This is a genomic window from Variovorax paradoxus (assembly GCF_040544635.1).
Taxonomy (GTDB): domain Bacteria; phylum Pseudomonadota; class Gammaproteobacteria; order Burkholderiales; family Burkholderiaceae_C; genus Variovorax; species Variovorax paradoxus_R.
On the sequence record NZ_JBEPKJ010000001.1, the window covers coordinates 189,708 to 215,136 of the forward strand.

Consider the following 25,429-nt stretch of genomic DNA (forward strand, 5'->3'; position numbering starts at 1 on the left):
CCCGATCGATCAGCTTGCGCGGCAGATCTTGAGCATGTTGGTGCCGCCGGGGGCACCCATCGGCTCGCCGCAGGTAATGGCGTAGACGTCGCCGGTCTGCACGATGCCGCGCTTCTTCAGGTGGGCTTCGGCCTGCTCGAGCGCTGTGTCGCGGTCGCTCTCCGAATCCATCAGCAGCGGGCGCACGTTGCGGTAGAGCGCCATCTTGCGCTGCGTGGCAAGGCGCGAGGTCAGCGCATACATCGGAATGTGCGCGCGGTGGCGGCTCATCCACAGCGGCGTGGAACCCGACTCGGTCAGCGCCACGATGGCCTTGGCCCCCACGTGGTGGGCGGTGAACAGCGCACCCATGGCAATCGACTGGTCGATGCGGCTGTAGTTCTTGCCGCTGAAGTCGGCGTCGAGCGTCTTGTCTTCGGCCGCTTCGGCGGCTTCGCAGATGCGGCTCATCTCCTGCACGGTTTCGAGCGGGTAGCGGCCCGAGGCGGTTTCGGCCGAGAGCATCACGGCGTCGGTGCCGTCGAGCACGGCGTTGGCCACGTCGCTCACCTCGGCGCGGGTGGGCACGGGGTTGGTGATCATCGACTCCATCATCTGGGTCGCGGTGATCACCACCTTGTCCATGTCGCGCGCCATGCGGATCATCTTTTTCTGCAGCGCGGGCACGGCGGCGTTGCCGACTTCAACGGCCAGGTCGCCGCGCGCCACCATGATGCCGTCGCTTGCGCGCAGGATTTCTTCCAGCTTGGGAATGGCTTCGGCGCGCTCGATCTTGGCGATGAGCCCGGGCTTGTGGCCGTATTCGGCCGCGGCCACATTGCACAGCTGGCGCGCCATTTCCATGTCGGTGGCGTTCTTGGGAAAGCTCACCGCCACGTAGTCGGCCTGGAAGCTCATCGCGGTCTTGATGTCTTCCATATCCTTGGCCGTGAGCGCCGGCGCCGTGAGGCCGCCGCCCTGCTTGTTGATGCCCTTGTTGTTGGAGAGCTCGCCGCCCAGCTTCACGGTGGTGTGCACCGCTTCGCCGCGCACCCCGTCGACCGTGAGCACGATGAGGCCGTCGTTCAGCAGCAGCTTGTCTCCGGGGCGCACGTCGCGCGGCAGGTCCTTGTAGTCGAGGCCGACGGCATCGGCGTCGCCGGGCTCGGTGCGCGAGGCGTCGAGCACGAACTTGGCGCCCGGCTCGAGCCAGACCTTGCCCTGCGCGAACTTGCCGACGCGGATCTTGGGGCCCTGCAGGTCGGCCATGATCGCCACCTCGCGGCCGATCTTGCGGGCGGCCTCTCGCACCATGGCGGCGCGATCGATGTGGTCCTGCGCCGTGCCGTGGCTGAAATTGAGCCGCACCACGCTGACCTTGTTCAGGATCATCTGCTCCAGCAGCTCGGGCGTATTGGACGCCGGGCCGAGCGTGGCGACGATCTTGGTGGCGTGGCGGGGAAGGCGATCCGTGATCATTGAGCTTGTCTCCATTTTTGTATCCGCTACTGTATACACTTTGTGTGACTACAGGAAGCGGGCACCGCGGCGCGGGCGCGAAAAATCAGCCTGCGGCACGCTTGGCAAGAATTTCGAACGCAGGGAGCGTCTTGCCCTCGAGCACCTCGAGGAAGGCGCCGCCGCCGGTCGAGATGTAGCCGACCTGCTTTTCGATGCCGTACTTGGCAATGGCCGCGAGCGTGTCGCCGCCGCCGGCAATCGAGAAGGCGCTGCTTTCGGCAATGGCCTGCGCAATGGCCTTGGTGCCGCCCGCGAAGGCATCGAACTCGAACACGCCCACCGGGCCGTTCCAGACGATGGTGCCGGCTTCGCGCAGCTGCGCGGCGAGCTGGGCCGCCGTCTTGGGGCCGATGTCGAGAATCAGGTCGTCGTCGGCCACGTCGTTCGCATCTTTCACCGTGGCGGGCGCGTCGGCCGCAAAAGTCTTGGCGGTGACCACGTCCACCGGAATCGGCACGTCGGCACCGCGTGCGCGCATGGATTCGATCACCGCCTTGGCCTGGTCGATCAGGTCGGGTTCGGCCAGCGACTTGCCGATCTTGAGACCAGCCGCGAGCATGAAGGTGTTGGCAATGCCGCCGCCGACGATCAGCTGGTCGACGTTGGCCGACAGGCTCTTGAGGATGGTGAGCTTGGTGCTCACCTTGGAGCCCGCCACGATGGCCACCAGCGGCCGCTTGGGCAGGGCCAGCGCCTTGGAGATGGCGTCCAGCTCGGCTGCGAGCAGCGGGCCGGCCGCGGCGATCTTGGCGAACTGCGCGATGCCGTAGGTGGTGGCTTCGGCGCGGTGGGCAGTGCCGAAGGCGTCGTTCACGTAGATGTCGGTGAGCGCGGCCAGCTTGCGGGCCAGCGCTTCGTCGTTCTTCTTCTCGCCCTTATTGACGCGGCAGTTCTCGAGCAGCACGAGCTGGCCGGGCTTCACGTCGACGCCGTCGACCCAGTTGGCCACCACCGGAACGTCGCGGCCCAGCAACTCGCCCAGGCGCTTGGCCACGGGGGCCAGCGAGTCTTCGGGCTTGAACTCGCCCTCGGTGGGGCGGCCCAGGTGCGAGGTGACCATGACGGCGGCGCCGGAATCGAGCGCCAGCTGGATGCAGGGCACCGAGGCGCGGATGCGCGTGTCTTCGGTGATGTTGCCTGCGTCGTCCTGCGGCACGTTGAGGTCGGCACGGATGAAGACGCGCTGGCCGGCGGCCTTGCCCTGCGCGCAGAGGTCGGTGAATCGAATGACGTTCATGGGTCTGTGTGTAGTGGAAGACAAGTCGCCTTGCATTGTAGGTTTCGCCCCGCGGGCGCTCTACGCGCCTCTTGCGGCTTTCCGATGCTTTTCATCAGCCCTTTGGCTGCGCCGTGGCGAAGCGTTCGAGAATCTCGACAAAGCTCACGGCGGCGGGCGACAGAGTACGGCGCGCGGCGCTGTAGACGCACACCTCGCGGTGAAAATCGGGGGACTCGAGCCGCACCATCTGCAGGCCATAGGCGCGCACCAGCGGCGCGGAATAGGTCGGGCACACGGTGAGGCCCAGCCCCGAAGCCACCATGCCGAGCGCGGTGGTCATGTACGACACCTCCTGTGTACCCGGGCGCAGCATGTAGTCGCGGTCCGACGGGGCCAGTTCAGGCAGCACGCGCTGGCGGAAGTCGCGCGTGGGCGCGATGAAGGTGTATGGATCGAGCTCATGCCAGCGCACCTTGCGGCGCCTGGCAAAGGCATGGCCGGGCGGGCAGATCAGCCAGTGCCGGTCGCGCAGCAGCGCCCGCCGCTCGACGGCGCCGTCCACGGCCACGTCTTGCCCCACGGCGAGCTCCACGTCGCCCGCCATCACGCCGGCGAGCAGGTGTTCGGGCAGGGTGTCTGCAAGGCGCACGTCGACATCCGGGTACGCCTCGCGATAGAGCGCAATCACGCGCGGCATCAGCGTGCAGGCCATGAGTTGCGGCGCTGCAAGCCGCAACAGCCCTTTCTTCTTGTCACGTAAATCCGTCACGCCGGCCACCGCTCGCGTCAGGTCGCCGAGCAATCGGTGCACGGAGGGCAGGAACTCGCGGCCCGCTTCGGAAAGCTGCACGCGCCGCGTGTGGCGGTCAAGCAGCTGCACGCCCATTTCGCGCTCGAGTTCGCGCACCAGCACGCTGAGCGCCGACTGCGTGAGGTGCAGCTGTTGGGCCGCGGCGGTGAAGCTGCCGGTCCCGGACACGGCAGCAAAGGCGCGCAACTGGCGCAGGGTCAGATTCATATGACTATTTCATCAATCGATGAATTAATTTCGATTGCATCATAAGACGCGGCATCGCCCAATCACGGCTCACCGGAGACAAAGCCATGCCGACGATTGCCCACACGGCACCCTCGACCCCACCACCCGTGCGCGGGCTGCACCACTTCGCCTGGCGCTGCCGCGACAGCGAGGAGACCCGCCGCTTCTATGAAGACCTGCTGGGCCTGCCGCTCGCGCATGTGATCAAGAGCGACCATGTGCCGAGCACGGGCGAGTACTGCCCTTATGTGCACATCTTTTTCCAGATGCGCGACGGCTCGTACATCGCCTTCTTCGACCTGGGCGACGACATCGCCGCACTGCCTTCGCCGAATACGCCCTCGTGGGTGAACCACATCGCGCTGCGGGTCGATTCGGTGGACGACCTGCTCGCCGCCAAGGCGCGGCTCGAAGCCGCGGGCGTCGAAGTGCTGGGCGTGACCGACCACCACATCATCGAGTCGATCTACTTCTTCGACCCCAACGGCATTCGCGTGGAGCTGACCACGCCCACTGTGCCGCAGGCCGAGATGGAAGCGCATGCGCTGCGCGCCCGTGCGGATCTCGATGCCTGGACCGTGCGCAAGGCCGAGCTGCGCGCAGCGAAAGGCATGGCGAATGTCTGAGCTGCAACTCGCCGTCATCGACGTGAAGCCTGGTGCGGCAATGGAAAGCCAGTCGGGCCTGCAGATGCTGCGCCCGCGCATCTACGGCGCTTTTCGCGCGCCGCAGGGTCTGAAGAAGATCGCGGCCATCGTGATGCACCCGACCAGCAACTTCATGGGCCACTACCTCATCGGCCCGCTGGCCGAGCGCGGCATCTGCTGCATGGGCCTGAACTCGCGCTACGTGGGCAACGACACGGTGCTGCTGATGGAGCGCGCCATTCAAGACCTGGGCGCCGGCGTGCAGTACCTGCGCGCGGCCGGCTACGAGAAGGTGTTTCTCGTCGGCAACTCGGGCGGCGCTGCGCTCGCCAGCTTCTACCAGGCGCAAGCCGAGAAGCTCACGGCCACGCACCTGCCCGACGGCGACCCGACGCATCTGCACCCGAGCGATCTGCCGCCTGTGGACGGCATCGCGCTGTGCGCGGCGCACCTGGGCCGCACGCGCCTGATGCGCGACTGGATCGATCCGTCCGTGACCGACGAGCACGACCCGCTTTCGGTAGACCCCGAGCTCGACATGTACGACCCACGCCACCGCGTGCCCTACGAACCCGAATTTCTCGAGCGCTTCAGCGCGGCGCAGAAAGCGCGGCTGGACCGCATCGAGCAGTGGTGCGTCGACCGGCTCGCGCTGCTGCGCAGCACACCAGGTGCGCCGCGCGACCAGACCTTCGTCGCCTACCGTACCCATGCCGATCCGCGCTGCGTGGACCTTTCGCTCGATGCGAACGACCGGTTGCCAGGGAGCGTGTGGGGCGATGCGCGGCAGGTGAACTACTCGGCCAATGCGATGGGGCGCACCACCTCGCTCACGGCGTTCCTTTCGCAATGGTCGTCGCGCTCGCAGGCCGACGGACCGGCCAACCTGGCACGCACCGCGGTGCCCAAGCTGCTGCTGACCTACACGGGCGACCAGTCGACCTTCCCGAGCACGCGCGATGCGTGGATGGCCGCCGGTGGATCGCGCATCCGCAATGTCGACATCGTCGGGGGCAACCACTATCTCGCAGGGCAGCCCGGGCTGGTTCCGAAGGCAGCGGATGCAATTGCCGAATTTGCCCACGCGCTGTAGACCGTAGACCGGACATGGAAACCTTCGCATTTGCGCCGGCCTACGAGCTGCCGAGCTGGCCTTTCACACCGCCGCCTGAACTGGGCGGCACGAAGATCGTTCGCCACCCGATCGTGATCGTCGGCGCAGGCCCTTCCGGCCTCACGCTGGCCTGCGACCTTGCACAGCGCGGCGTGCATGCCGTGCTGCTCGACGAGGACGACACGGTCGGCGTACGCGGCGCTTCGTCGCGCGGCATTTGCTATGCGCAAAAGAGCCTGGAGATCTTCGAGCGCCTGGGCATCTACGAGCGCATGGCGGCCAAGGGCATCACCTGGTCTTTCGGGCGCACCTTCTCGGGCGAGCAGGAGGTCTACAACTTCAACCTGCAGGCGAACAGCGTCTCCAGGCAGCCGCCGTTCATCAACCTGCAGCAGTTCTATGTCGAGTGGTTCCTGGTCGAGCGCATCCTGGAACTGGGGCTGACCGATGTGCGCTGGAAGAATCGCGTGGCCGAGGTCGAGCAGCTGGGTGACGGCGTGCGCATCGAGGTCGAGACACCCGCGGGGCGATACACGATCGAGGCCGATCGGCTGATCGACGCGACCGGCGCCAACAGCCCGATCCGCGCGCAGCTCGGCATCGATGCGCATTCGTCGCGCAGCACCGACCGCTGGTGCATCAGCGACGTGCGCTTCAAGAAGCCGCTGCCCACCGAGCGCTGGACCTGGGTCGACGCCCCCTTCAACGAAGGCCGCGGCGTGTGGCAGCACCTGATGGCCGACGGCGTGTGGCGCATCGACTACCAGATGCCCGAGGACTGCGACACGGCTTACATCAGCAAGCCCGAAGTGGCAGGCGCGCGGCTGCGCGAACAGCTCGGGCCGGGCGTGGAGTTCGAGTTCGTGTGGATCGGCCCGTACGGCTACCGCGACCACCTGCTCGACAGCTTTCGCCACGGCAACGTGTTCTTCATCGGCGATGCAGCGCATGTGGTGAGCCCGTTCGGGGCGCGCGGCGGCAACAGCGGCATCCAGGATGCGGCGAATCTCGGCTGGAAGCTCGCGCTCGTTGCCCAAGGCCGGGCGGACGATTCGCTGCTCGACAGCTACGACGCTGAACGCCAGCCCGCCGCGCAAGAGAACCTGCGGGTGACGAGCCGCTCGGCGCGCTTCCTCGCACCGCGTTCACCGGCCGAGCACGCGCTGCGGCGCGCCGTGGTGTCGCTGGCGGCGCGCTACCCGTTTGCACGGGCGCTGGTGAACACGGGCCGCATGTCGGTTGCGAACGACTATCCACCCGCGCCGCAATTGCCCGAAGGTGGGCGCAGCGTACAGAACTTGCCGCTGCGCTGGGCCGACGGAAGCGACACGACGCTGATGCAGCTGCTGGCCGAGGGCACGCAGTGCATCGGGCTGTGGCTGGCGCCGACGCGCGCCGAAGCCGATGCAGCAACGGAGGCGACCGCATTGCTGCCGCTGCGCCTGCTGGCCATCGGCGGCAACAGCGGCCTGCCGACGCTGCAGGCCGACGACCGGCTCACGAACCACCTTGGCCTGCGTGACACAGGCAGCTTCGTGCTCGTGCGTCCCGATGCCTATCACGCCGCGACGCTGCCCCGCGCCACGCCCGCAGTCATCGTTGCCGCACTGCGCACAGCGCTTGCCCGGAACACCACCCCATGATCACCGAGCCCCGCATCCCCGACCCCGATGGCTTCTACGCCGCCTTGCTCGCAGCCCACGAAGGCTTGAGCGACGCGCAGAGCGCCGACCTCAATGCCCGCCTCGTGCTATTGCTGGCCAACCAGTGCGGCGACCAGGCCGTGCTGCTCGACTGCGTCCGCGCAGCCGCCGAAGACCTCACGACCCTTCAAGCCCCATGAACGCCAACGTCTCCTTCGCCTCTGCCTCCGACACCCGCGAACAAAAACCGCAGCTGCGCGAACTTGCGCCCGGCGTGTACGGCTACATCAGCGACTTCGATCCGAACTGCGGTTTCGTCGTCGGCGACGAGCAGGTGGTGCTGATCGACACGCGGCCCACGCCGCGCATGGCCCGCTACTTTCTCGCCGCCATTCGCACAGTGACCGACAAGCCCATCAAGACCATCGTGCTCACGCACTATCACGCGGTGCGCGTGATGGGCGCAAGCGCCTTCGACGAGGTCGAGGCCATCATCGCCAGCAACGGCACGCTCGACTGGATCCGCACGCGCGGACAGGCCGATTTCGATTCGGAGGTCGGCCGCTTTCCGCGCCTCTTCGCGGGCGTGGAAGAGATTCCGGGCCTGACCTTTCCGACGATGAGCTTCGAGCGCGAGATGAGCCTGTGGCTCGGTCCGCGTCCCGGCCTGGGCCGTGAACTTCGCCTGATGGCACTGGGCCGCGGCCATTCGAGTGGCGACACGGTTGCGTGGCTGCCCGACTGCGGCGTGCTGTTCTCCGGCGACGTGGTGGAGAACCACTGCGGCGTGTACGCGGGCGACGCCTACATCGGCGACTGGACCGGCACGCTCGACGCGGTGCGCGCACTGAAGCCCCGCGTGCTGGTGCCGGGCCGCGGCGCCGTGCTGCCGGACGAAGCCGCCTGCGCCGAGGCCATCGGACTCACCCAGGCCTTTCTCGGGACCTTGCTCGACAGCGTGAGCGCCGGCATTGCTGCAGGCGAAACACTCAGGGACTGCTTCGCGCGCGCAGAAGCGGCGATGACGCCGCGCTTCGGCGCATGGCCCGTGTTTCAGCACGTGCTGCCTTTCGACGTGTCGCGCGCCTATGACGAGCTGCGCGGCATCGAACACCCCGTGGTGTGGACGGCGGAGCGCGACCGCGAGCTCTGGCAGACGCTTCGCGGGGACTGACCCGCTACCGATTTTTCAAAACAAGCAACGGAGACACGAACGATGAAACGATTTCTTCCCCTGCTGGCCGCAACCCTCGCGCTGGCCGCCGCGCCTTTTGCATCCGCTCAACAGGCGGGTTACCCGAGCCAACCCGTCAAATGGATCGTGCCCTACGTGGCCGGCGGAGGCACCGACAACCTCGCGCGCTCGCTGGCCGAGGCCATGCAGCCTTCGCTCGGGCAACCGCTCATCATCGACAACCGGCCCGGTGCATCCACCAACATCGGCGTGTCGGTGCTGATGCAGGCCAAGCCCGACGGCTACACGATCATGCAGGCCGAGAACGCGGCGCTTCTCTTCAACGAGCACATGTTCGCCAAGCTGCCCTACAAGCCCGCGAGCGACTTCACCTACATCGGCACCATTGGCCGCTTTCCGGTGGCGCTGGTGGTGCACCCGGACTTTCCGGTGAAGAATGTGGCCGAGTTCGTGCGATACGTGAAGGCCAACCCCGAGAAGGTGAGCTACGCCTCGCCCGGCAACGGCTCGCCGCACCACATGGCGATGGAACTCTTCAAGCAGAAGGCCGGAATCAGCATCACGCACGTGCCGTACAAGGGCGCCGCGCCCGCGATGACCGACGTGATGGGCGGCCAGGTGCCGACGATGATGCTCGACCTGGCTTCGGGCCTGCCGATCATCAAGGCGGGCAAGGTGCGGGTGCTCGCGATTGCGCTGCCGCAGCGTGCGGGCGCATTGCCCGAAGTGCCGACCTTCGTCGAAGCCGGGTTCAGCGACGTGAACGCCTATGCCTTTCACGGCCTGATCGGCCCGGCCGGCATGCCGCCCGAGGCGGTCGCGCGCATCAACAGCGAGCTCCAGAAGGCGATGAAGGCACCCAAGGTGGTGAAGCTGTTCTCGGAGTTCGGCTTCGAGCCGCTGCCGGGCACGCCGCAGGAGTTCTACAAACTGTCGCGGGCCGAGAGCGAGCGCTGGGGCAAGATCATCCAGGCCGCCGGCGTGAAGCTGGACTGAAAAGAGGGGCCGCCCGCTACCAGCCCAGCCCGAGGTGCAAGGGCAGGTACACCGCCATGCCCGCCAGCATCGTGCCGAGCACGCCGCGCCGCCAGTAGTAATAAGCGGCACCGACCACCGCCGCATACAGGCGGGCGTCGTGCAGCGTGGTGATCAGGTGGCCTTGGGTCATCACGATTTCGGGCGCGATCACGCCTGCCAATGCCGCGGCCGGCGCGTAGTGCAGCGCGCGGTGCGCCCAGTCGGGCAAGCCCCAGGGGCGGTCGAGAATGAAGAAGAAGCACCGCGTGAGCACGGTGACCCCCGCCAGTCCGACGATGATCGCGAGCGTCCAGAAATCGGTGGTGCCGCTCATTTGTTGTCTTCCGCATCCGGGTCGAGCCCGAGCTGCTTCTCGAGCCAGAAGCACAGCAGCACCGCCGCACCGATGGCCACCACGATGTTGAGCTTGAGCGGCAAGGCATAAGCGGCCACGGCGGTAACGCTGGCGATCAGCGCGGCCAGCAGGCGCAGCGGCGTCGTCGCCATCGAGCAGACGATGGCCACCAGGCTCAGCACGCCGGCAAAACCGAGGCCCCAGTTCTGCGGAATGAAGTTGGCCAGCGCGATGCCCAACAGGCTCATGCCCATCCAGGAGCACCAGGTCACGAAGTAGTTGCCGGTGAGGTAGGCCTCCTGGGCCTTCTGCTCATCGAGGCCAACCGGCGGCGACGCGTAGCGCCGGGTGAAAAGCGCGTAGCTGAGGTCGGCCGTGAGATAACCATGGGTCATGCGGCGCCAGCGCGGCATGTGCATGAGGTACGGCCGCAGGTGCAGGCTGAAGACCACGAAGCGCAGGTTGACGCAAAAGCCCGTGGCCAGGATCACCCAGGCCGGCGCGCCCGCGAACAGCAGCGGAATGGCCGCGAGTTGCGAACTGCCGGCATAGACCAGCAGCGTCATGGCCACAGACTCCAGCACGCTCATGTTCGACTTGACCATGGCAACGCCGGTCATCAGCCCCCAGGCACCGATGCCCAGCGCGGCCGAGGACATGTCGCGGATGCCCGTACGGAATTCGGGGCGGCGGCGGATGGCTGCAGAGAGGAACATCAGCCGAACGCCTGCCCGGGCTTCAGCTCGAAGCCGCGCAGGAAATCGGCCACGGCCAGGCGCTTGCCGCCGGGGCGCTGGAGTTCGGTGATCACTACGGTCGAGCCGGCCGCGGCCACCGCAATGCCGGTGTCGGTCACGGCGAGGATGGTGCCGGGCGCGGCCGATTGCTCCGCGGGCACGGCGTACGCCGTCCAGAGCTTGATGGTCTCGCCGTTGAGCGGGCTGTTGGCGCCCGGAAAGGGGTCGAAGGCCCGAACGCGTCGCACGATGGCGTCGGCAGGCTGGTTCCAGTCGATCTGGGCTTCGTGCTTTTCGACCTTGTTGGCGTAGGTCACGCCTTCGGTCGGCTGCGGGGTGCGCGCCAAGTTGCCGATATGGGCCAGCGCCTCGACGATCATGCGGCCGCCGAGTTCAGCCAGCCGGTCGTGCAGGCGGGCGGTGTTGTCATCGCCGATATCGACTGCTTCGCGCAGCAGCATGTCGCCCGTGTCCAAGCCGGCGTCCATCTGCATGATGGTGATGCCGGTCTGTGCATCCCCGGCCTCGATGGCGCGGTGGATCGGTGCCGCGCCGCGCCAGCGCGGCAGCAGGCTGGCGTGGATGTTGAGGCAGCCATGCACGGGCAAATCGAGCACCCATTGCGGCAGGATGAGCCCGTAGGCCGCGACCACCATCACATCGGGCTTGGCCGCCAGAAGGGTCTCTCGCGCGGCTGAAGCGTCTTCCGGGTATTTGCCGTCGAGCCGCAGGCTGCGCGGCTGCGCCACCGGCCAGTTGTTGGCAACGGCGCATTGCTTGACGGGAGATGCCTGCAGCTTCATGCCGCGGCCGGCGGGCCGGTCGGGCTGGCTCAGCACCCTCACGATTTCATGGCCCGCGGCGGCAATGGCTTCGAGCGCGACGCGCGCGAACTCGGGCGTGCCCGCGAAAACGACCTTGAGCGGGGTCAATCCCGGACCCGATCGAGTTCGAGGTCATCCCCCGTGTGATAACGGCGAACCACGCCGGTGGGGTCGATGTAGATATAGAGCATGCGGCGCTCGTTCACGGCCTTGTAGCGCCAGGTCCAGACCACGCCGTCGAACGAACTGACGCGGCTGGTTTCATAAGGCCGGCCGTAAAAGGCGAGCACGTCGTTCTGGCGCCATTGGTCGACCTTGATGTCGTGGCCGAAGCGCGCCTCGCTGAGCACCTGCGTCACGGAGACGACCTTGCCCGAGGCATCGACGTCGATGTCGGTGACCTCGTAACCCGCAGGCATGCGCGAATACTGGAGGCGCTCGCCCCCGCCGGTGAGCGGATAGCGGCCCGTGGGTGCGCCCAGGCGCTGCAGGGTTTCAGCGGCCGTGGTGCCCGGCGCGATGCGCGTGGGTTCGCTGGCGCAGCCGGCCAGCAACAGCCCGGCGGCAACAACGAAAGTGCTCGGCCAATGGAGGCGCATTCTCAAGCCCGGCCTTCCTTGGCGTCTTCCCGCTGCTGCTTGAGCAGCTTGCTCTTGATGCGGTTGCGTTTGAGCGGCGACAGGTATTCGACGAACACCTTGCCCAGCAGATGGTCGAGCTCGTGCTGGATGCACACCGCCAGCAGGCCGTCGGCCTCGATGGTGCGCAGTTCGCCGTTCTCGTCCAGCGCCTGGACCTTGACCGACGTGGAGCGCATGACGCCGTCGTAGATACCCGGCACCGAGAGGCAACCCTCTTCGTTCAGCACCTTTTCGTCGCTGGCCCAGATAATTTCGGGGTTGATAAGCACCAGCGGCTCGTTGCGCTCCTCGGAAACGTCGATGACGACCAGGCGCTCGTGCACGTCGACCTGAGTGGCGGCCAGCCCGATGCCGCTGGCGTCGTACATGGTCTCCAGCATGTCGGCAACCAGGGCCTTGATGCGCGCATCGACGCCCTGGACCGGCTTGGCGACCGTGTGCAGACGCTTGTCCGGGTAACTCAGAATGATTCGTTTGGCCATGAAACAGGGGGAAAGTTGTGGCTATTTTCGCCAATTCCGCGACGCGATGAGCTCGGATCGCCTGAAAACGTTGCCCTTTAAAGGGCTTCGGGCGCAGAATTCGTAGCAAATTGTGAGATTCGTATGCGCACCGATACTTTGATGCGCTCACCCATCCAGACATGAAAAAGCAGCTCCGAATCACTGTCCGCCAGCGCCCGCATCTTTTCGCCACGTTGGCAACCCTTGCGGTGATCAGCAGCGGCACGACCGCGTGGGCGCAGAACTATCCCGTCACGCCGCAGCAACGCGCCACCGCGCAGCAAACCGCCCAGACCGGCGTTCCGCTGAGCGAACTGTCGCCCAGTGCGCCGGACGAATACACCGTCAAGCCCGGCGATACGCTGTGGGCCATTTCGCGCCTCTACCTGCTGCGTCCCTGGCGCTGGCCGGAGTTGTGGGGCATGAACATCAATGAGATCGCGAATCCGCACCGCATCTACCCGGGCCAGGTTCTTTATCTGGACAAGACGGGCGGTCGTGCACGGCTGACCACGCGCCGCGGCGCGGGCGGCAGCGGGGACGGCGGCACCATCAAGCTGTCGCCGCGCACGCGCTTCGATTCGCTGGCCGGCATGGCCCTGCCGACACTCAACCCGAGCATCATCGAGCCCTTCCTCAGCGAGCCGATCGTGGTGGATGCCGACACGCTGCAAGGCGCGCCGCGCATCGTCGCCGGCAACGACAGCCGGGTTCTGCTGTCGCGCGGCGACCGTGCCTATGCGCGCGGCAATGCCGATACGCCGTTGCTCGAAGCGCCGGGCCCGCTGAAGAACTTCCGCGTGTTCCGCAGCGCCACGCCGCTCAAGGACCCGGGAACGGGCGAAATCCTCGGCTACGAGGCGCAATATCTGGGCAAGGCCCAGCTCAAGCGTGGCGAATCGACAACAGTCGAGACCGAGAAGGACAAGGACGTCATCACCGTGGTGCCGGCCAGCATCGACATCATCGCGGCGCGCGAGGAAATCCGCGCCGGCGACCGCCTGCTGCCGGAACCGCCGCGCCAGCTGCTGAGCTACGTGCCGCGCGCGCCTTCCACGCAAGTCGAAGGCCGCATCATTTCCGTTTACGGCAATGCGGTGCAGTTCGCGGCCCAGAACCAGGTGGTGGCCATCAACAAGGGCACCCGCGACGGCATCGACAGCGGCCACGTGCTGGCCATTCTGAAGAACGGCGAAACCATTCTCGACCGGACCGGCGAGCGCAAGGAAACGATCAAGCTTCCGAACGAACGCATCGGCCTGCTGATGGTGTTCCGGCCCTTCGAAAAGGTCTCGTACGCGCTGGTGCTCGAAATCACCGACACCCCGCGCGCCGGCGACTTCCTCGTCAATCCCTGACGCTTTCCGCTTCCTTTCAGCTTTCGTTTGGAACGCGCAGAACTCGCAGGCTGGCTACGGCTTTCACTGACGCCGGGTATCGGCGACGGTGCCGCACGCCGGCTGCTGGCCGCCTTCGGCCTGCCCGAGGGCGTGTTTGCGCAAACCGGCGCCGCGCTGCGGCAGGTCGTGTCGCTGGCGCAGGCCGACGCCTTGCAGCAGCAACCCGGCGGTCTCCAGGCCCAGCTCGACCTGACCTGGCAGTGGCTGCAATCCGGCCAGGGTGACGGCACCAAGCGCCGCATCGTGACGCTGGGCGATGCGGGCTACCCCGCGTCGTTGCTCGAAATGGTCGACCCGCCGTTGATGCTCTACGTGCTCGGCGCGGCGGATTTCGACCTGACCCAGCTCGCAAACAGCATTGCGGTGGTGGGCAGCCGCAACCCCACGCCGCAGGGCGCCGCCAATGCCCGCGCCTTTGCACGGGCGCTGGGCGAAGCCGGCTTGCCGGTGGTGTCGGGACTGGCGCTCGGCGTCGACGGCGCCGCGCACCAGGGCGCGCTCGATGCGGCCGGCGATGCACCGCGGCTTGCCACGGTGGCCATCGTGGGAACCGGGCTCGACCGCGTCTATCCGGCCCGGCACCGCGACCTGGCGCACCGCATCACGCTGCAGGGATTGATCGTGAGCGAGCTGCCGCTCGGCACGCCCCCGCTCACGCAGAACTTTCCGAAGCGCAACCGCCTCATTGCCGGCCTGGCGCGCGGCACGCTCGTGGTTGAGGCCGCGCTGCAATCGGGCTCGCTGATCACCGCCCGTCTTACCTCGGAACAGGGCAAGGAAGTGTTCGCCATTCCGGGTTCGATCCATTCGCCGCAATCGCGAGGCTGCCACGCCCTGATCCGCCAGGGCGCAAAGCTGGTCGAGTCGGTGAACGACATCCTCGAAGAATTGCCCGACCTGCGCGCAGCCGGCGCGAACGGGGGGCTTTTCGGGGATGCGGGCGCCGCCGACAACCCGTCCTCTTCGCAGGCCGAGGATCCGCTGCTCGAGGCCCTCGGCTTCGATCCCGTGAATCTCGATGCGCTGAGTGCGCGCACCGGCTGGAGCGCGGCCGCTCTGCAGGCCAGGATGCTCGAACTCGAGCTCGACGGCCACGTGGCACGCCTGCCCGGCGGGCTCTTCCAGAGAACGGCAGCGGCCTAGTATTTTCCTCCCCCCAAAAAGGGGCGAAGAAGTGACATGAAGCCCGGGAGCTAGCAACAAGCTTCGGCTATATTGGGCTCATGTTCGAAGTGCTTGTTTTTGTCTACGAAAACTATTGGCGCGGCGATGCCTGCCCCGAACCCGAACAACTGGGCCGCAAGCTCAGCGCACACGGTTTCGAGGCAGAAGAAATCCGCGATGCGCTCAACTGGCTCGACGGCCTGAGCCTGGCGACGCAAGGCATGCAGTTCGAGCGAAGCGCCGACGACGATGCCGTCGCCACGGTCACGCTGCGGAGCGCCCCCGAAGCGGCCCTGCCCCAGTCGGACAACGCCATGCGGGTCTATTCCCAGGCCGAGCAGGAACATCTGGGCGCCGACTGCCTCGGCTTCATCCGTTTTCTCGAATCGTCGAATGTGCTGTCTTGCGGTTTGCGCGAGATCGTCATCGAGCGGGCCATGGCGGCGCCGGGTGACCCCGTGGCACTCGACGAGCTCAAGATCATCGTGCTGATGGTGCACTGGAGCACGGGCATCGAGCCCGATGCGCTGGTGCTCGACGAGCTCTGCGAGAGCCGCGAAGGGCGCGTCGCGCACTAGCGCCCGAGCCGGCTGCTAGTTCAGGAGGCGCTCGGGATTCGCGTCCAGCTTGGCAAGCGCCTCGCGCGTGGCGCGCACGGTGAGCGTTTCTTCCTCGGCCGGCACCAGGAGGCCGGCTTGCAGGTAGTTGGCCAGCCGGCCGACCTGGATGAGAAAGCTGCGGCCGTCGGCCGAGGCAAACAGGTGGAGTTGCTTGCGGTCGCTGCGCCAGACGAACTGCACCTGGCTCACGCGGTCGTTGTGGTCGAGCATGAACCAGTTGCCCACCTGCAGTTCATGGGCCCACTCCAGCATGTCTTCGGCCGCAACGCCGCCGGGGGCATCGGCCACGACCTCGATCGAGGCCGCATCCACGCCCAGCAGCAGTTCGATGCTGTTCGCGTCGAGGGGCAGGTTGGAGGCGCCGCCGTCGTCGCTCACGAAATCTTCCAGGTGTGCCAGGCGCTCGGCCATGGCTTCGATCTTGGCCGGGGGAATGGCCTCGGTCTTGGACAGGAAGGCATCGGACAAGGTCGCGCCGATGGTCTTGATGTGGGCTTCCTGCGGCTCGTCGATGATGCCCAGCAGGTTCATGCCCAGACGCAAGCGCTGGAGCAGCTGGGGCAGGTCCTGGATCACGCGCGCGCGGTCGGCGCGGTTGGGCTTGGCGCTTGCGGCCCACACCAGCTCGGAGGCCACGCGCTTGAGCATGACGGTCTGCTCGCCCTGGGCGCCGTAGCGCAGTGCGGCAATGGCCAGCACCTCGGCCCAGATCTTGAAGAGAAACTCGCGGATCTCGTCGCGCACCGGCATGTCGTTGAGCATCTTGCGCAACTCGATGGTGTACTGGATGGCCATCGTTTCTTTTTGCTCGACCTGCTGCGCCACGCTCATGACGCGCTGGGTGGCGTCGCTTTGCGTGAGATAGCGGCCGAGGAAGGCGACGAACTCATCGAACACCAGCTTGAAAACGCGTTGCCCGGTTTCCGGATACTGCTCGATCACCTGCACCACGCGGCGGATTTCGCCTTCGAGCGCGCTGCCCGAGATGGCCGCGGCGTCGAAGCCCATCACGCAGGAGCCCATGCGGTCGATCAGCATGCGCGCCGGATGCTGCAGCGTGCCGAAGAACTCGGGTTCTGCAATGGCCACGCGCAGCACGGGCATCTGCAGGCGCGCAAACCAGACGCGCGCCGAAAAAGGAATGCGCTCTTCCGCGAGGATGGCCTGGAACATGAGCGCCACGATCTCGACCGTGGCCTTGTCGGCGGTGGTGGGCGCCCGCTTCTTGATTTCCGCGCTGCGCCGCCGCAGGTCGACCGAGGCCTGCTGGATGATGGTGGCCTCCTCCCCGGAGGCCTGCATGTACTGCGTGGCGGCCATCCTGTAGGCGGCTTCGGCATCGGCGATCACGCCCGCAAAGGTGTTGGAAAAAGCCCGCGAGGTGCCGCCACCGCCACCGCCACCGCCACCGCCCCCGGCCCCGGCACTCGGCGCGCGGCCGTCCATCCCGGTCATCGATTGCGGTGAAGACATGGTGGACGACATGTCTGCTGCGCCGATGCGAGCGGCGACAAAGCGCTTGAGGCTCAGCAACGCCGTCTGCGCGCGTTGGCGAGCGAGCATCAACGGCGAGCCGCCCGTCGTTGCGAGCGGCGCCGACGGCGCAAAAGCCCGCGTTTGCTGCGACGTATCGGAGCCCTGCCGCTGTGCGGAGCCCGGGCCCTGGGCAGCAGTGCCGCCGGCATACGGCGACCCCGGCACCGTCGCCGGTCCGCTGCCGGAAGCGCCCGTGCGGCGCACAAAACTCTTGAGATCGATCTCCGGCATCACGCCCTTGGAGACCAGGAACGCGTTGGCGTCTTCATAAGCCTTGACGACCACGCCGACCAGTTGCTGCTGCACGGTGTCCTGCACGCGGGCCCAGAGCGATCGGCTCAAGCCGGCCGCCAGCCATTGGTCCACCAGCAGCTTGGCCAGCGTTTCGGGCCTGAGCACGTCGTGGGCGTCCAGTTCGCTGGTGCCCTCGAGGTGCTGGATGCGCAGCCGCAGGTCGCTGAGTTCGAAACTGGCCTTGTCCTGGATCGCCTGCGCGAGGCGCGAGGAAAGAATGTTGCTTTCCATCACATCGTCGCCGATCAGCTCGAGCCGCAGCCCGCCGGTGGACGATGTTCCGGCCGCCGCGCCAGAGGTATTCACCGCCTTGCGCCAACCGGTCTGGGCGAGCGACACCCATTGCGTGGCCTGCCCCTGGAATGCCACGAAGTCGTCGCGGCTTTCCTGCATGGCGCGCGCGTTGCCGATCTCCGAAGCCTGCCTCGTCAGGCGGTCCCGGATGGCCTGCGCCAAGGGAACGATGACGCCCTCTGTCGCCAGGACGAAACGCTCACGCGTCTCGCGTGCGAGCTGTGGGAAAGAGGCGGACCGCGCAATACTCATTGAAAGATCGGGAAGGCCAGTAGGGCTCTATTGTCGGCAACAACCGAGAGCTTGCATCGGGAAGATCAACCGCACAAGTGTGCATCAGGTTCTTCGGCGTTGCTGACTTCCCGCGGCGCTTCCCTTCGATTCGATGCCGTCAGACCACGGCGCCGGCGTTCGGGTCGTCCTCGGAATCGCCATCGCGCTTGACCGGCGGGCCCTTGATCAGGTCTTCGCGCTTGATGCCGAGCCACATGGCAATCGCCGCCGCCACGAAGCACGACGAGTAGATGCCGAAGCAGATGCCGATGGTCAGCGCGAGCGCGAAGTAATGCAGTGTCGGTCCGCCGAAGAAGAACATCGAGAGCACCACCAGCTGCGTCGAGCCGTGGGTGATGATGGTGCGGCTGATGGTCGAGGTGATCGCGTTGTCGATGATCCCGACCGTGCTCATCTTGCGGTAGCGCCTGAAATTCTCGCGCACCCGGTCGAAGATCACGACCGATTCGTTGACCGAATACCCCAGCACCGCGAGCACCGCCGCGAGCACCGCGAGCGAGAACTCCCACTGGAAGAAGGCAAAGAACCCCAGGATGATGATGACGTCGTGCAGGTTGGCCAGCACGGTTGCCACGGCGAACTTCCACTCGAAGCGAACCGCCAGGTAGATCATGATGCCGACCACCACCATGCCGAGCGCCTTGAGCCCGTTGGTGGTGAGCTCGTCGCCCACCTGCGGGCCCACGACCTCGATGCCGCGCTGCGTGGCCGACGGGTCGACCGACTTCAGCGCCTGCATGACCTGCGCGCTCTGCTGGTCGGAGTTCATGCCCTTCTGCGCCGGCAGGCGAATCTGCACGTCGCGCGAAGTGCCGTAGCTCTGCACCTGCACTTCGGGATACCCGAGCTTGCTGACGGCCTCGCGCACCTTGCCGATGTCGGCCGACTGCTGGTAGGCGACCTCCATCACGGTGCCGCCCGTGAACTCCACCGACAGGTGCAGCCCGCGGTGCAGCAGGAAGAACACCGCCAGTGCGAAGGTGGCAAAGGAAATGATGTTCAGCACCAATGCATGGCGCATGAACGGGATGGTCTTGTGGATGCGGAAGAATTCCATGGCGCTTGTCCTTGACCTTTACTTGCCGTCAGCCACGGCGGTGCCGTCGGTCTTGGGCCGCCACACCGTGCCGATCGACACGGTCTTGAGCTTCTTCTTCTGGCCGTACCAGAAGTTCACGAGGCCGCGCGAGAAGAACACGGCGGAGAACATCGAGGTGACGATGCCGATGCAGTGCACCACCGCGAAACCGCGGATCGGGCCCGAGCCGAAGGCCAGCAAGGCGATACCGGCGATCAGCGTGGTCACGTTGGAGTCGAGAATCGTGCCCCAGGCGCGGTCGTATCCGGCATGAATGGCAGCCTGCGCCGAGGCGCCGTTGCGCAGCTCTTCGCGCACGCGTTCGTTGATCAGCACGTTCGAGTCGATGGCCACGCCGATGGCCAGCGCCATGGCCGCGATACCGGGCAGCGTGAGCGTGGCCTGCAGCATCGAGAGAATGGCCACCAGCAGCATCAGGTTGACGGCCAGCGCAATCGACGAGAACAGGCCGAACAGTGCGTAGTACGCGCACATGAAGACCATGATCGCGATGAAGCCGTACATCACGCTCTTGAAGCCTTTTTCGATGTTGTCGGCACCCAGCGTCGGACCGATGGTGCGCTCCTGGATGATTTCCATCGGCGCGGCCAGCGAACCGGCGCGCAGCAGCAGCGCAAGGTCGGCGGCTTCGGATACGGTCATCGAGCCCGAGATCTGGAAGCGGTTGCCGAGCTCGCCGTTGATCGACGGGGCCGTGAGCACTTCGCCCTTGCCCTTTTCGAAGATCAGCATGGCCATGCGCTTCTTGTAGTTCTCGCGGCTCACGTCGCGCATGATGCGGCCGCCCTTGGCGTCCATGGTCAGGTCGACCTTGGGCTGGTTGGTCTGCTGGTCGAAGCCGGGTTGCGCGTCGGTGAGATTTTCGCCGGTGACGAGCACCTGCTTCTTCACGATGACCGGGCGGCCGTTGCGTTCGAGAAATTTCTCGGAGCCGAAGGGCACCGGTCCGCCGCCCAGTTCGGCCGCGCGGCCTTCGGCGCTTTCGTCGACCAGGCGCATTTCGAGCGTGGCGGTGCGGCCCAGGATGTCCTTGGCCTTGGCCGTGTCCTGCACGCCGGGCAACTGCACCACGATGCGATCGAGGCCCTGCTGCTGGATGACCGGCTCGGCCACGCCGAGTTCGTTGATCCGGTTGTGCAGGGTGGTGATGTTCTGCTTGAGCGCCGCGTCCTGGAGCCGGCGCGCGGCTTCGGGCTTGATGGTGGCCGTGAGGCGCCAGTTGCTGCCCTCTTGCGTCTCGGTGGTCGCGAGATCCGGGAACTGGTCCTGGATCAGTTGCTTGGCTGTTTGCTGCGCGGCCGCATCGCGGAACGAAACCTCCAGGGTCTGGCCGTTGCGGCTCACCGAGGTGCCGCGAATGCCCTTGTCGCGGAAGGTGGTGCGCAGGTCGCTCGCGAACGATTCGGCCTTCTTGTCGATGGCGCCCTTCATGTCGACCTGCAGCAGGAAGTCGACGCCGCCGCGCAGATCGAGGCCGAGGTACATCGGGAACGCATGCAGCGATGCGAGCCAGGCCGGCGAACGCGAAACCAGGTTCAATGCCACCACATAAGGCGGGTCTGCCGGATCGGGCACCAGCGCGCGTTGCACCGCATCGCGTGCCTTGAGCTGGTCGTCGGTCGTGGCGAAACGCGCGCGCAGCGAGGTGCCCTCGATCGCGAGCAGGTCGGGCGTGAGCCCGGCTGTTTTCAGCGCCTCCTCGACCCGGCTCTGGGTGGCTGCGTCGACCTTGACGGTCGACTTGGCCGCGGACACCTGCACGGCAGGCGCCTCGCCGAAGAAATTGGGCAGGGAATAGATCAACCCCACAAGCAGCACGATCACGATGATCGTGTACTTCCAGACCGGATAACGGTTCATGAGAAAGCGCTTTTCAGAAACGGGAACACGGCGTGACTTGAGGCCCGGCGCCGCAAAGCGCAAGACCCCGCCTCGCGTTTATTGCTACTTGACCGCACCCTTGGGCAAGACCTGGACCACAGCGCTGCGCTGGATCTTGATCTCCACTCCATTGGCGATTTCAAGGCCGAGGTACTGGTCGCCGAGCGAGGTGATCTTGCCGAGCACGCCGCCGGCCGTGGCCACTTCGTCGCCCTTGGCCAGCGCTTCGATCATGGCGCGGGCTTCTTTCTGGCGCTTCATTTGCGGACGGATCATCACGAAATACAGCACCACGAACATCAGCACCAGGGGCAGCATGCTGCCGAGCGAAGACAACATGTCGCCACCGCCGGAAGCAGCGGGCGCGGTTTGGGCGAAAGCAGAGGAAATGAACAAGAGAGTCTCCAGCAGAGAGAAGAGGAATGTCAGAAGCGCGGAACGGGCCCGCGGTTCCGCAGCCCCGTGGAAAAGGCCGCGAGTCAGAGCGTGAAGCGGCATCGGCCGCGCACAGCAGCGGGCATTGTATTCGTGGCAATGCCCTGCCCCGCGCGCTTATCCGGCGCGCCGGGCAGGGCTTTCCAGGGCTTGGGGCGCGCGTCTGGCGCTATCTTTTCGGGAGCAAGGAGCAGCCGGAGGCCGGCTGCTCCCAAAAAATCAGGCCGCCGCGCGCTGCACCGGCTGCGGGTTGCGCCACTTGGCGAGCAGCTCGCTCCAGCGGGTGCGGGCAGCGGCGAGGTTGCGCTCCTTCACGTGGCCGTAGCCGCGGATCTGCTCGGGCAGGCTGGCAATCTCCAGCGCCAGGGCGTGGTTCTCGGCGCGCAGGCCGGAAATCACCTCCTCGATGCTCGCGCGGTATTCGCCGATGAGCGCGCGTTCGGTCTTGCGCTCTTCGGTGCGCCCGAAGATGTCCAAGGCCGTACCGCGCAGGCCCTTGAGCCGGGCCAGCAGCCTGAAGCCGGAGAGCATCCAGGGGCCGAACTTCTGCTTCTGCAGCTCGCCCTTGGCGTTCTTCCTGGCGATGATGGGCGGCGCGAGGTGGTAGTTGAGCTTGAAATCCTTGCCCATTTCACCCTCGAACATGCCTTCGACCCGGGCGAGGAAAGCCTGGTCGGTATGCAGGCGGGCAACTTCGTACTCGTCCTTGTACGCCATGAGCTTGAACAGGTAGCGGGCGACCGTCTCGGTCAGCGCGGTCTTGCCCAGTGCCGATTCGGCCTGCTGCACCTTGCCCACGAACTGCCGGTATTCGTCGGCGTAAGCCGCGTTCTGGTAGCCCGTGAGAAATTCGACCCGGCGCGCCACCAGGCTTTCGACTGTCTCGCGCTTCTTGAACTCGACGACCTGGCCCGGGCGCACGCGCTTTTGCAGCGCGGCCGGGTTGGCGGCCGCTTGGCGGCCCCATGCGAAGGCGGCCTTGTTGTTCTCGACGGCCACGGCGTTGAGCTCGATGGCGCGCATCAGCGACTCGAGCGCCAGCGGAATCCAGCCCTTTTGCCAGGCAAAGCCCAAGAGCATCGGATTGGCGTAGAGGCTGTCGCCCATGAGCGTGGTGGCGGCGGCATCGGCGTCGAAGGTGCCGAGGCCGTCGACGCCCACGGCGCGCGCGATCTCGTTCGCGCAGTCGTCCTGCGGATTCACCCAGTTGGCATTGCGCACGAAGGCGGCCGTTGGCGTGCTGTGCGTGTTGAGCGCCACGTGCGTGCGCCCTTCGCGCATGCGCGCCAGGGTTTCGGCGTTGACGGCCACCAGCGGATCGGCCGCCAGAATGAGGTCGGCCGCGGCGGTGCCGACGCGCGTGGTGCGAATCGCGTCCTGCGATTCGCCGATGAGCGCATGGCTCCAGGTGGCGCCGCCCTTTTGCGCGAGGCCGGCCGCGTCTTGCGTGACGATGCCCTTGCCCTCGATGTGCGCCGCCATGCCCAGCAGCTGGCCGATGGTGATCACGCCCGTGCCGCCGACACCGGCCACCACGATGCCCCACACCTGGCCCTGCGCCAGCACCGGCACGGCCGGCTCGGGCAGCGGACCGAGTTCGAGCGGCGTATCGGCCTTGCTCTTCGTCTTCTTCTTGAGCTGCCCGCCTTCGACCGTGACGAAGCTGGGGCAGAAGCCCTTCAGGCAGCTCATGTCCTTGTTGCAGCTGCTCTGGTTGATGGTGCGCTTGCGGCCGAACTCGGTTTCGAGCGGCTCGACCGACAGGCAGTTGCTCTGCACGCTGCAGTCGCCGCAGCCTTCGCAGACCAGGTCGTTAATGACCACGCGCTTGGCCGGATCGACGGCCGTGCCCCGCTTGCGGCGGCGGCGCTTCTCGGTGGCGCAGGTCTGGTCGTAGATGATGGCGGTGGTGCCCGGGATGGCGCGGAACTCGCGCTGGATCTCGTCGAGCAGGTCGCGGTGCTTCACCGCCACATGGTCGCCGGGGATGGTCACGCCCTCGTACTTCTCGGGCTCGTCGGTCACGATGACGACCTTCTTCGCGCCTTCGGCATGCAGGCTTTCGGCAATCTGCAGCACCGAGTGGCCTTCGGGCCGCTCGCCGACCTGCTGGCCGCCGGTCATGGCCACCGCGTCGTTGTAGAGAATCTTGTAGGTGATGTTCACGCCCGCGGCAATGCTCTGGCGGATGGCGAGCAGGCCACTGTGGAAGTACGTGCCGTCACCCAGGTTCGCGAAGATGTGCTGGTCGGTGGTGAAGGGCTGCTGGCCCACCCACGGCACGCCCTCGCCGCCCATCTGCGTGAAGCCGATGGTGGAGCGGTCCATCCAGGTCGCCATGAAGTGGCAGCCGATGCCGCCCATGGCGCGCGAGCCCTCGGGCACCACGGTGCTGGTGTTGTGCGGGCAACCCGAGCAGAACCAGGGCTGGCGGTCGGCGCCTTGCACGCCGCCCACCTTGAGCACTTCCATCGAGCGCTCCTTGGCTTCGAGGATGGCCATTTGCGCATCGATGCGCGCGCGCATGTCGGCGCCGGCCTGCTCCAGGATGCCCAGCTTGCGCAGGCGCTGCGCAATGGCCTTGGCGATGAGCGCCGGGTTCAGGTCGGCGTTGGCGCGCAGCAGCGTGTTGGCCGTGGGGTTGGGCATGGCCCATTCGCCGCCGGAGAAATCGCCGTCGAGCTCGTTGAACTTGCCCAGCACGGTGGGGCGCACGTCGGCGCGCCAGTTGTAGAGCTCTTCCTTCAACTGGTATTCGATGACCTGGCGCTTTTCTTCCACCACCAGAATTTCCTGCAGGCCGGTGGCGAAGTCGCGCGTGAGCTGCGCCTCCAGCGGCCACACCACGCCCACCTTGTGCAGCCGGATGCCCAGCTGGCGGCAGGTGGCGTCGTCCAGGCCCAGGTCGATCAGGGCCTGGCGGGTGTCGTTGTAGGCCTTGCCGCTGGCCATGATGCCGAAGCGGTCGTTCGGGCCCTCGATCACGTTGTGGTTCAGCCGGTTGGCGCGGATGTAGGCCAGCGCGGCATACCACTTGTAGTGCATGAGGCGCGCTTCCTGCTCCAGCGCGTGGTCGGGCCAGCGGATGTGCAGGCCGCCGGGCGGCATCTGGAAATCGGTGGGAATGACGATCTCGACGCGGTCCGGGTCGATCATGGCCGTGGAACTCGACTCGACGATTTCCTGGATCGTCTTCATGCCCGACCAGATGCCCGAGAAGCGGCTCATCGCAAAGGCGTGAATGCCCAGGTCCAGGATTTCCTGCACGTTGGTCGGAAAGAACACCGGCGTGCCGCAGGCCTTGAAGATGTGATCGCTCTGGTGTGCGGCCGTGCTGCTCTTGGAAATGTGGTCGTCGCCCGCCACCGCGATCACGCCGCCCCACTCGGTGGTGCCCGCCATGTTGGCGTGCTTGAAGACGTCGGAGCAGCGGTCCACGCCCGGGCCCTTGCCGTACCAGATGCCGAAGACGCCGTCGAACTTGTTGGTGCCCGCGGGCGAGAAGCCCAGTTGCTGGGTGCCCCAGAGCGCCGTGGCGGCGAGTTCTTCGTTCACGCCCGGCTGGAAGACGATGTTCTGTTCCTTCAGGAACTTGCTGGCCTTCCATAGCGCTTGGTCGTAGCCGCCGAGCGGAGAGCCGCGGTAGCCGCTGATGAAGCCCGCGGTGTTCTTGCCGGCCTGCTTGTCGCGCAGGCGTTGCAGCATCGGCAGCTTGACCAGCGCCTGCACCCCGCTCATGAAGGCCCGGCCGTAGTCGAGGCTGTATTTGTCGTCGAGCGTGACCGTCTCGAGGGCCTTGCGAATGTGCTCGGGCAGCGGTGCGTTCATGTTTGTCTGTCTCCGTGTGGCAGGGCCTCGTGGGCCTGGCTGATGGCGTGTGGGTCTGTGCCCGGGTAGGGCGCGAGCCCATGATCACGCAAAGTGTATGCCGGGGTCCGCGACAGGTGTTTGCGTTCTGTGCCCCTGAAAACCGGCTTT

At 66.4% G+C, this 25,429-nt stretch carries 22 protein-coding genes; 9 read left to right on the forward strand and 13 right to left on the reverse strand.

Annotated elements, in window-relative coordinates:
* Positions 1–9 precede the first annotated feature (9 nt).
* From pyk to ABIC94_RS00970, 3 genes are all read right to left on the reverse strand, one after another.
* Entirely contained in the window at positions 10–1,458 is a 1,449-nt protein-coding gene (gene pyk / locus ABIC94_RS00960) for a pyruvate kinase (RefSeq protein ID WP_354370682.1), read from the reverse strand.
* Between the two features lie 85 nt (positions 1,459–1,543).
* Positions 1,544–2,737, reverse strand: a complete 1,194-nt coding sequence (locus tag ABIC94_RS00965) for a phosphoglycerate kinase (protein WP_354370684.1) — start codon at positions 2,735–2,737, stop codon at positions 1,544–1,546.
* 94 nt (positions 2,738–2,831) lie between these two features.
* On the reverse strand, positions 2,832–3,737 hold the full coding sequence (locus ABIC94_RS00970) for a LysR family transcriptional regulator (protein WP_354370685.1): 906 nt from the start codon (positions 3,735–3,737) through the stop codon (positions 2,832–2,834).
* Positions 3,738–3,823: 86 nt separating this feature from the next.
* Between ABIC94_RS00970 and ABIC94_RS00975 the strand changes: the two genes are divergently transcribed.
* The 6 genes from ABIC94_RS00975 to ABIC94_RS01000 are packed head-to-tail and all read left to right on the forward strand — an operon-like array spanning position 3,824 to position 9,353.
* On the forward strand, positions 3,824–4,384 hold the full coding sequence (locus tag ABIC94_RS00975) for a VOC family protein (protein ID WP_354370686.1): 561 nt from the start codon (positions 3,824–3,826) through the stop codon (positions 4,382–4,384).
* Positions 4,377–5,498, forward strand: coding sequence for an alpha/beta hydrolase family protein (locus ABIC94_RS00980; RefSeq protein ID WP_354370688.1), 1,122 nt, complete (start codon positions 4,377–4,379; stop codon positions 5,496–5,498). The genes ABIC94_RS00975 and ABIC94_RS00980 overlap by 8 nt, the downstream gene beginning before the upstream one ends.
* A 14-nt stretch (positions 5,499–5,512) precedes the next feature.
* Entirely contained in the window at positions 5,513–7,162 is a 1,650-nt protein-coding gene (locus tag ABIC94_RS00985) for an FAD-dependent monooxygenase (protein WP_354370689.1), read from the forward strand.
* Positions 7,159–7,362 carry a DUF2783 domain-containing protein gene (locus tag ABIC94_RS00990; RefSeq protein ID WP_354370690.1) on the forward strand — a complete coding sequence of 68 codons (204 nt, stop codon included), beginning with the start codon at positions 7,159–7,161 and terminating at the stop codon, positions 7,360–7,362. Before ABIC94_RS00985 ends, ABIC94_RS00990 begins: the two co-directional genes overlap by 4 nt.
* Positions 7,359–8,336 carry an MBL fold metallo-hydrolase gene (locus ABIC94_RS00995; protein ID WP_354370691.1) on the forward strand — a complete coding sequence of 326 codons (978 nt, stop codon included), beginning with the start codon at positions 7,359–7,361 and terminating at the stop codon, positions 8,334–8,336. Before ABIC94_RS00990 ends, ABIC94_RS00995 begins: the two co-directional genes overlap by 4 nt.
* Before the next feature lie 42 nt (positions 8,337–8,378).
* Positions 8,379–9,353, forward strand: coding sequence for a Bug family tripartite tricarboxylate transporter substrate binding protein (locus ABIC94_RS01000; protein ID WP_354370693.1), 975 nt, complete (start codon positions 8,379–8,381; stop codon positions 9,351–9,353).
* A 16-nt stretch (positions 9,354–9,369) separates the two neighbouring features.
* On the opposite strand, the gene ABIC94_RS01005 is transcribed toward ABIC94_RS01000, so the two are convergent.
* From ABIC94_RS01005 to def, 5 genes are read right to left on the reverse strand one after another with little or no spacing between them, the layout of a single operon-like run.
* Positions 9,370–9,708, reverse strand: a complete 339-nt coding sequence (locus ABIC94_RS01005) for an AzlD domain-containing protein (RefSeq protein ID WP_354370694.1) — start codon at positions 9,706–9,708, stop codon at positions 9,370–9,372.
* Entirely contained in the window at positions 9,705–10,445 is a 741-nt protein-coding gene (locus ABIC94_RS01010; RefSeq protein ID WP_354370696.1) for an AzlC family ABC transporter permease, read from the reverse strand. The genes ABIC94_RS01005 and ABIC94_RS01010 overlap by 4 nt, the downstream gene beginning before the upstream one ends.
* Positions 10,445–11,398, reverse strand: coding sequence for a methionyl-tRNA formyltransferase (gene fmt, locus ABIC94_RS01015; protein ID WP_354370697.1), 954 nt, complete (start codon positions 11,396–11,398; stop codon positions 10,445–10,447). The genes ABIC94_RS01010 and fmt overlap by 1 nt, the downstream gene beginning before the upstream one ends.
* Positions 11,395–11,889, reverse strand: coding sequence for a hypothetical protein (locus ABIC94_RS01020; protein WP_354371399.1), 495 nt, complete (start codon positions 11,887–11,889; stop codon positions 11,395–11,397). The genes fmt and ABIC94_RS01020 overlap by 4 nt, the downstream gene beginning before the upstream one ends.
* 2 nt (positions 11,890–11,891) lie before the next feature.
* Complete coding sequence (gene def / locus ABIC94_RS01025; RefSeq protein WP_354370699.1) at positions 11,892–12,413, reverse strand: peptide deformylase; 522 nt, start codon at positions 12,411–12,413, stop codon at positions 11,892–11,894.
* Between the two features lie 161 nt (positions 12,414–12,574).
* Between def and ABIC94_RS01030 the strand changes: the two genes are divergently transcribed.
* From ABIC94_RS01030 to ABIC94_RS01040, 3 genes are all read left to right on the forward strand, one after another.
* A complete protein-coding gene (locus ABIC94_RS01030; RefSeq protein WP_354370700.1) occupies positions 12,575–13,792 on the forward strand; it encodes a LysM peptidoglycan-binding domain-containing protein in 1,218 nt (405 codons plus the stop codon).
* Positions 13,793–13,819: 27 nt separating this feature from the next.
* Positions 13,820–14,977, forward strand: coding sequence for a DNA-processing protein DprA (gene dprA / locus ABIC94_RS01035; RefSeq protein WP_354370702.1), 1,158 nt, complete (start codon positions 13,820–13,822; stop codon positions 14,975–14,977).
* An 80-nt stretch (positions 14,978–15,057) separates the two neighbouring features.
* Positions 15,058–15,576, forward strand: a complete 519-nt coding sequence (locus tag ABIC94_RS01040; RefSeq protein WP_354370703.1) for a DUF494 family protein — start codon at positions 15,058–15,060, stop codon at positions 15,574–15,576.
* Positions 15,577–15,591: 15 nt separating this feature from the next.
* Here the strand turns inward: ABIC94_RS01040 and ABIC94_RS01045 are convergent, their stop codons facing one another.
* The 5 genes from ABIC94_RS01045 to ABIC94_RS01065 form a co-directional block, all read right to left on the reverse strand.
* Positions 15,592–17,994 (reverse strand): DUF1631 family protein, encoded by a 2,403-nt coding sequence (locus ABIC94_RS01045; protein WP_354370704.1) that lies wholly within the window; start codon positions 17,992–17,994, stop codon positions 15,592–15,594.
* A gap of 139 nt (positions 17,995–18,133) precedes the next feature.
* Positions 18,134–19,093 (reverse strand): protein translocase subunit SecF, encoded by a 960-nt coding sequence (secF, locus tag ABIC94_RS01050; protein ID WP_354370705.1) that lies wholly within the window; start codon positions 19,091–19,093, stop codon positions 18,134–18,136.
* A gap of 18 nt (positions 19,094–19,111) precedes the next feature.
* Complete coding sequence (gene secD / locus ABIC94_RS01055) at positions 19,112–20,995, reverse strand: protein translocase subunit SecD (protein WP_354370707.1); 1,884 nt, start codon at positions 20,993–20,995, stop codon at positions 19,112–19,114.
* Between the two features lie 84 nt (positions 20,996–21,079).
* A complete protein-coding gene (gene yajC, locus ABIC94_RS01060; protein WP_126748582.1) occupies positions 21,080–21,412 on the reverse strand; it encodes a preprotein translocase subunit YajC in 333 nt (110 codons plus the stop codon).
* 258 nt (positions 21,413–21,670) lie between these two features.
* Entirely contained in the window at positions 21,671–25,279 is a 3,609-nt protein-coding gene (locus tag ABIC94_RS01065; RefSeq protein ID WP_354370708.1) for an indolepyruvate ferredoxin oxidoreductase family protein, read from the reverse strand.
* Between the last annotated feature and the right edge of the window lie 150 nt (positions 25,280–25,429).

Bases quoted from the DNA above. Each gene is read 5' to 3' on its own strand.
- pyk (WP_354370682.1), bottom strand. From the start codon at position 1,458: ATGATCACGGATCGCCTTCCCCGCCACGCCACCAAGATCGTCGCCACG.
- ABIC94_RS00965 (WP_354370684.1), bottom strand. From the start codon at position 2,737: ATGAACGTCATTCGATTCACCGACCTCTGCGCGCAGGGCAAGGCCGCC.
- ABIC94_RS00970 (WP_354370685.1), bottom strand. From the start codon at position 3,737: ATGAATCTGACCCTGCGCCAGTTGCGCGCCTTTGCTGCCGTGTCCGGG.
- ABIC94_RS00975 (WP_354370686.1), top strand. From the start codon at position 3,824: ATGCCGACGATTGCCCACACGGCACCCTCGACCCCACCACCCGTGCGC.
- ABIC94_RS00980 (WP_354370688.1), top strand. From the start codon at position 4,377: ATGTCTGAGCTGCAACTCGCCGTCATCGACGTGAAGCCTGGTGCGGCA.
- ABIC94_RS00985 (WP_354370689.1), top strand. From the start codon at position 5,513: ATGGAAACCTTCGCATTTGCGCCGGCCTACGAGCTGCCGAGCTGGCCT.
- ABIC94_RS00990 (WP_354370690.1), top strand. From the start codon at position 7,159: ATGATCACCGAGCCCCGCATCCCCGACCCCGATGGCTTCTACGCCGCC.
- ABIC94_RS00995 (WP_354370691.1), top strand. From the start codon at position 7,359: ATGAACGCCAACGTCTCCTTCGCCTCTGCCTCCGACACCCGCGAACAA.
- ABIC94_RS01000 (WP_354370693.1), top strand. From the start codon at position 8,379: ATGAAACGATTTCTTCCCCTGCTGGCCGCAACCCTCGCGCTGGCCGCC.
- ABIC94_RS01005 (WP_354370694.1), bottom strand. From the start codon at position 9,708: ATGAGCGGCACCACCGATTTCTGGACGCTCGCGATCATCGTCGGACTG.
- ABIC94_RS01010 (WP_354370696.1), bottom strand. From the start codon at position 10,445: ATGTTCCTCTCTGCAGCCATCCGCCGCCGCCCCGAATTCCGTACGGGC.
- ABIC94_RS01020 (WP_354371399.1), bottom strand. From the start codon at position 11,889: ATGCGCCTCCATTGGCCGAGCACTTTCGTTGTTGCCGCCGGGCTGTTG.
- def (WP_354370699.1), bottom strand. From the start codon at position 12,413: ATGGCCAAACGAATCATTCTGAGTTACCCGGACAAGCGTCTGCACACG.
- ABIC94_RS01030 (WP_354370700.1), top strand. From the start codon at position 12,575: ATGAAAAAGCAGCTCCGAATCACTGTCCGCCAGCGCCCGCATCTTTTC.
- ABIC94_RS01040 (WP_354370703.1), top strand. From the start codon at position 15,058: ATGTTCGAAGTGCTTGTTTTTGTCTACGAAAACTATTGGCGCGGCGAT.
- ABIC94_RS01045 (WP_354370704.1), bottom strand. From the start codon at position 17,994: ATGAGTATTGCGCGGTCCGCCTCTTTCCCACAGCTCGCACGCGAGACG.
- secF (WP_354370705.1), bottom strand. From the start codon at position 19,093: ATGGAATTCTTCCGCATCCACAAGACCATCCCGTTCATGCGCCATGCA.
- secD (WP_354370707.1), bottom strand. From the start codon at position 20,995: ATGAACCGTTATCCGGTCTGGAAGTACACGATCATCGTGATCGTGCTG.
- ABIC94_RS01065 (WP_354370708.1), bottom strand. From the start codon at position 25,279: ATGAACGCACCGCTGCCCGAGCACATTCGCAAGGCCCTCGAGACGGTC.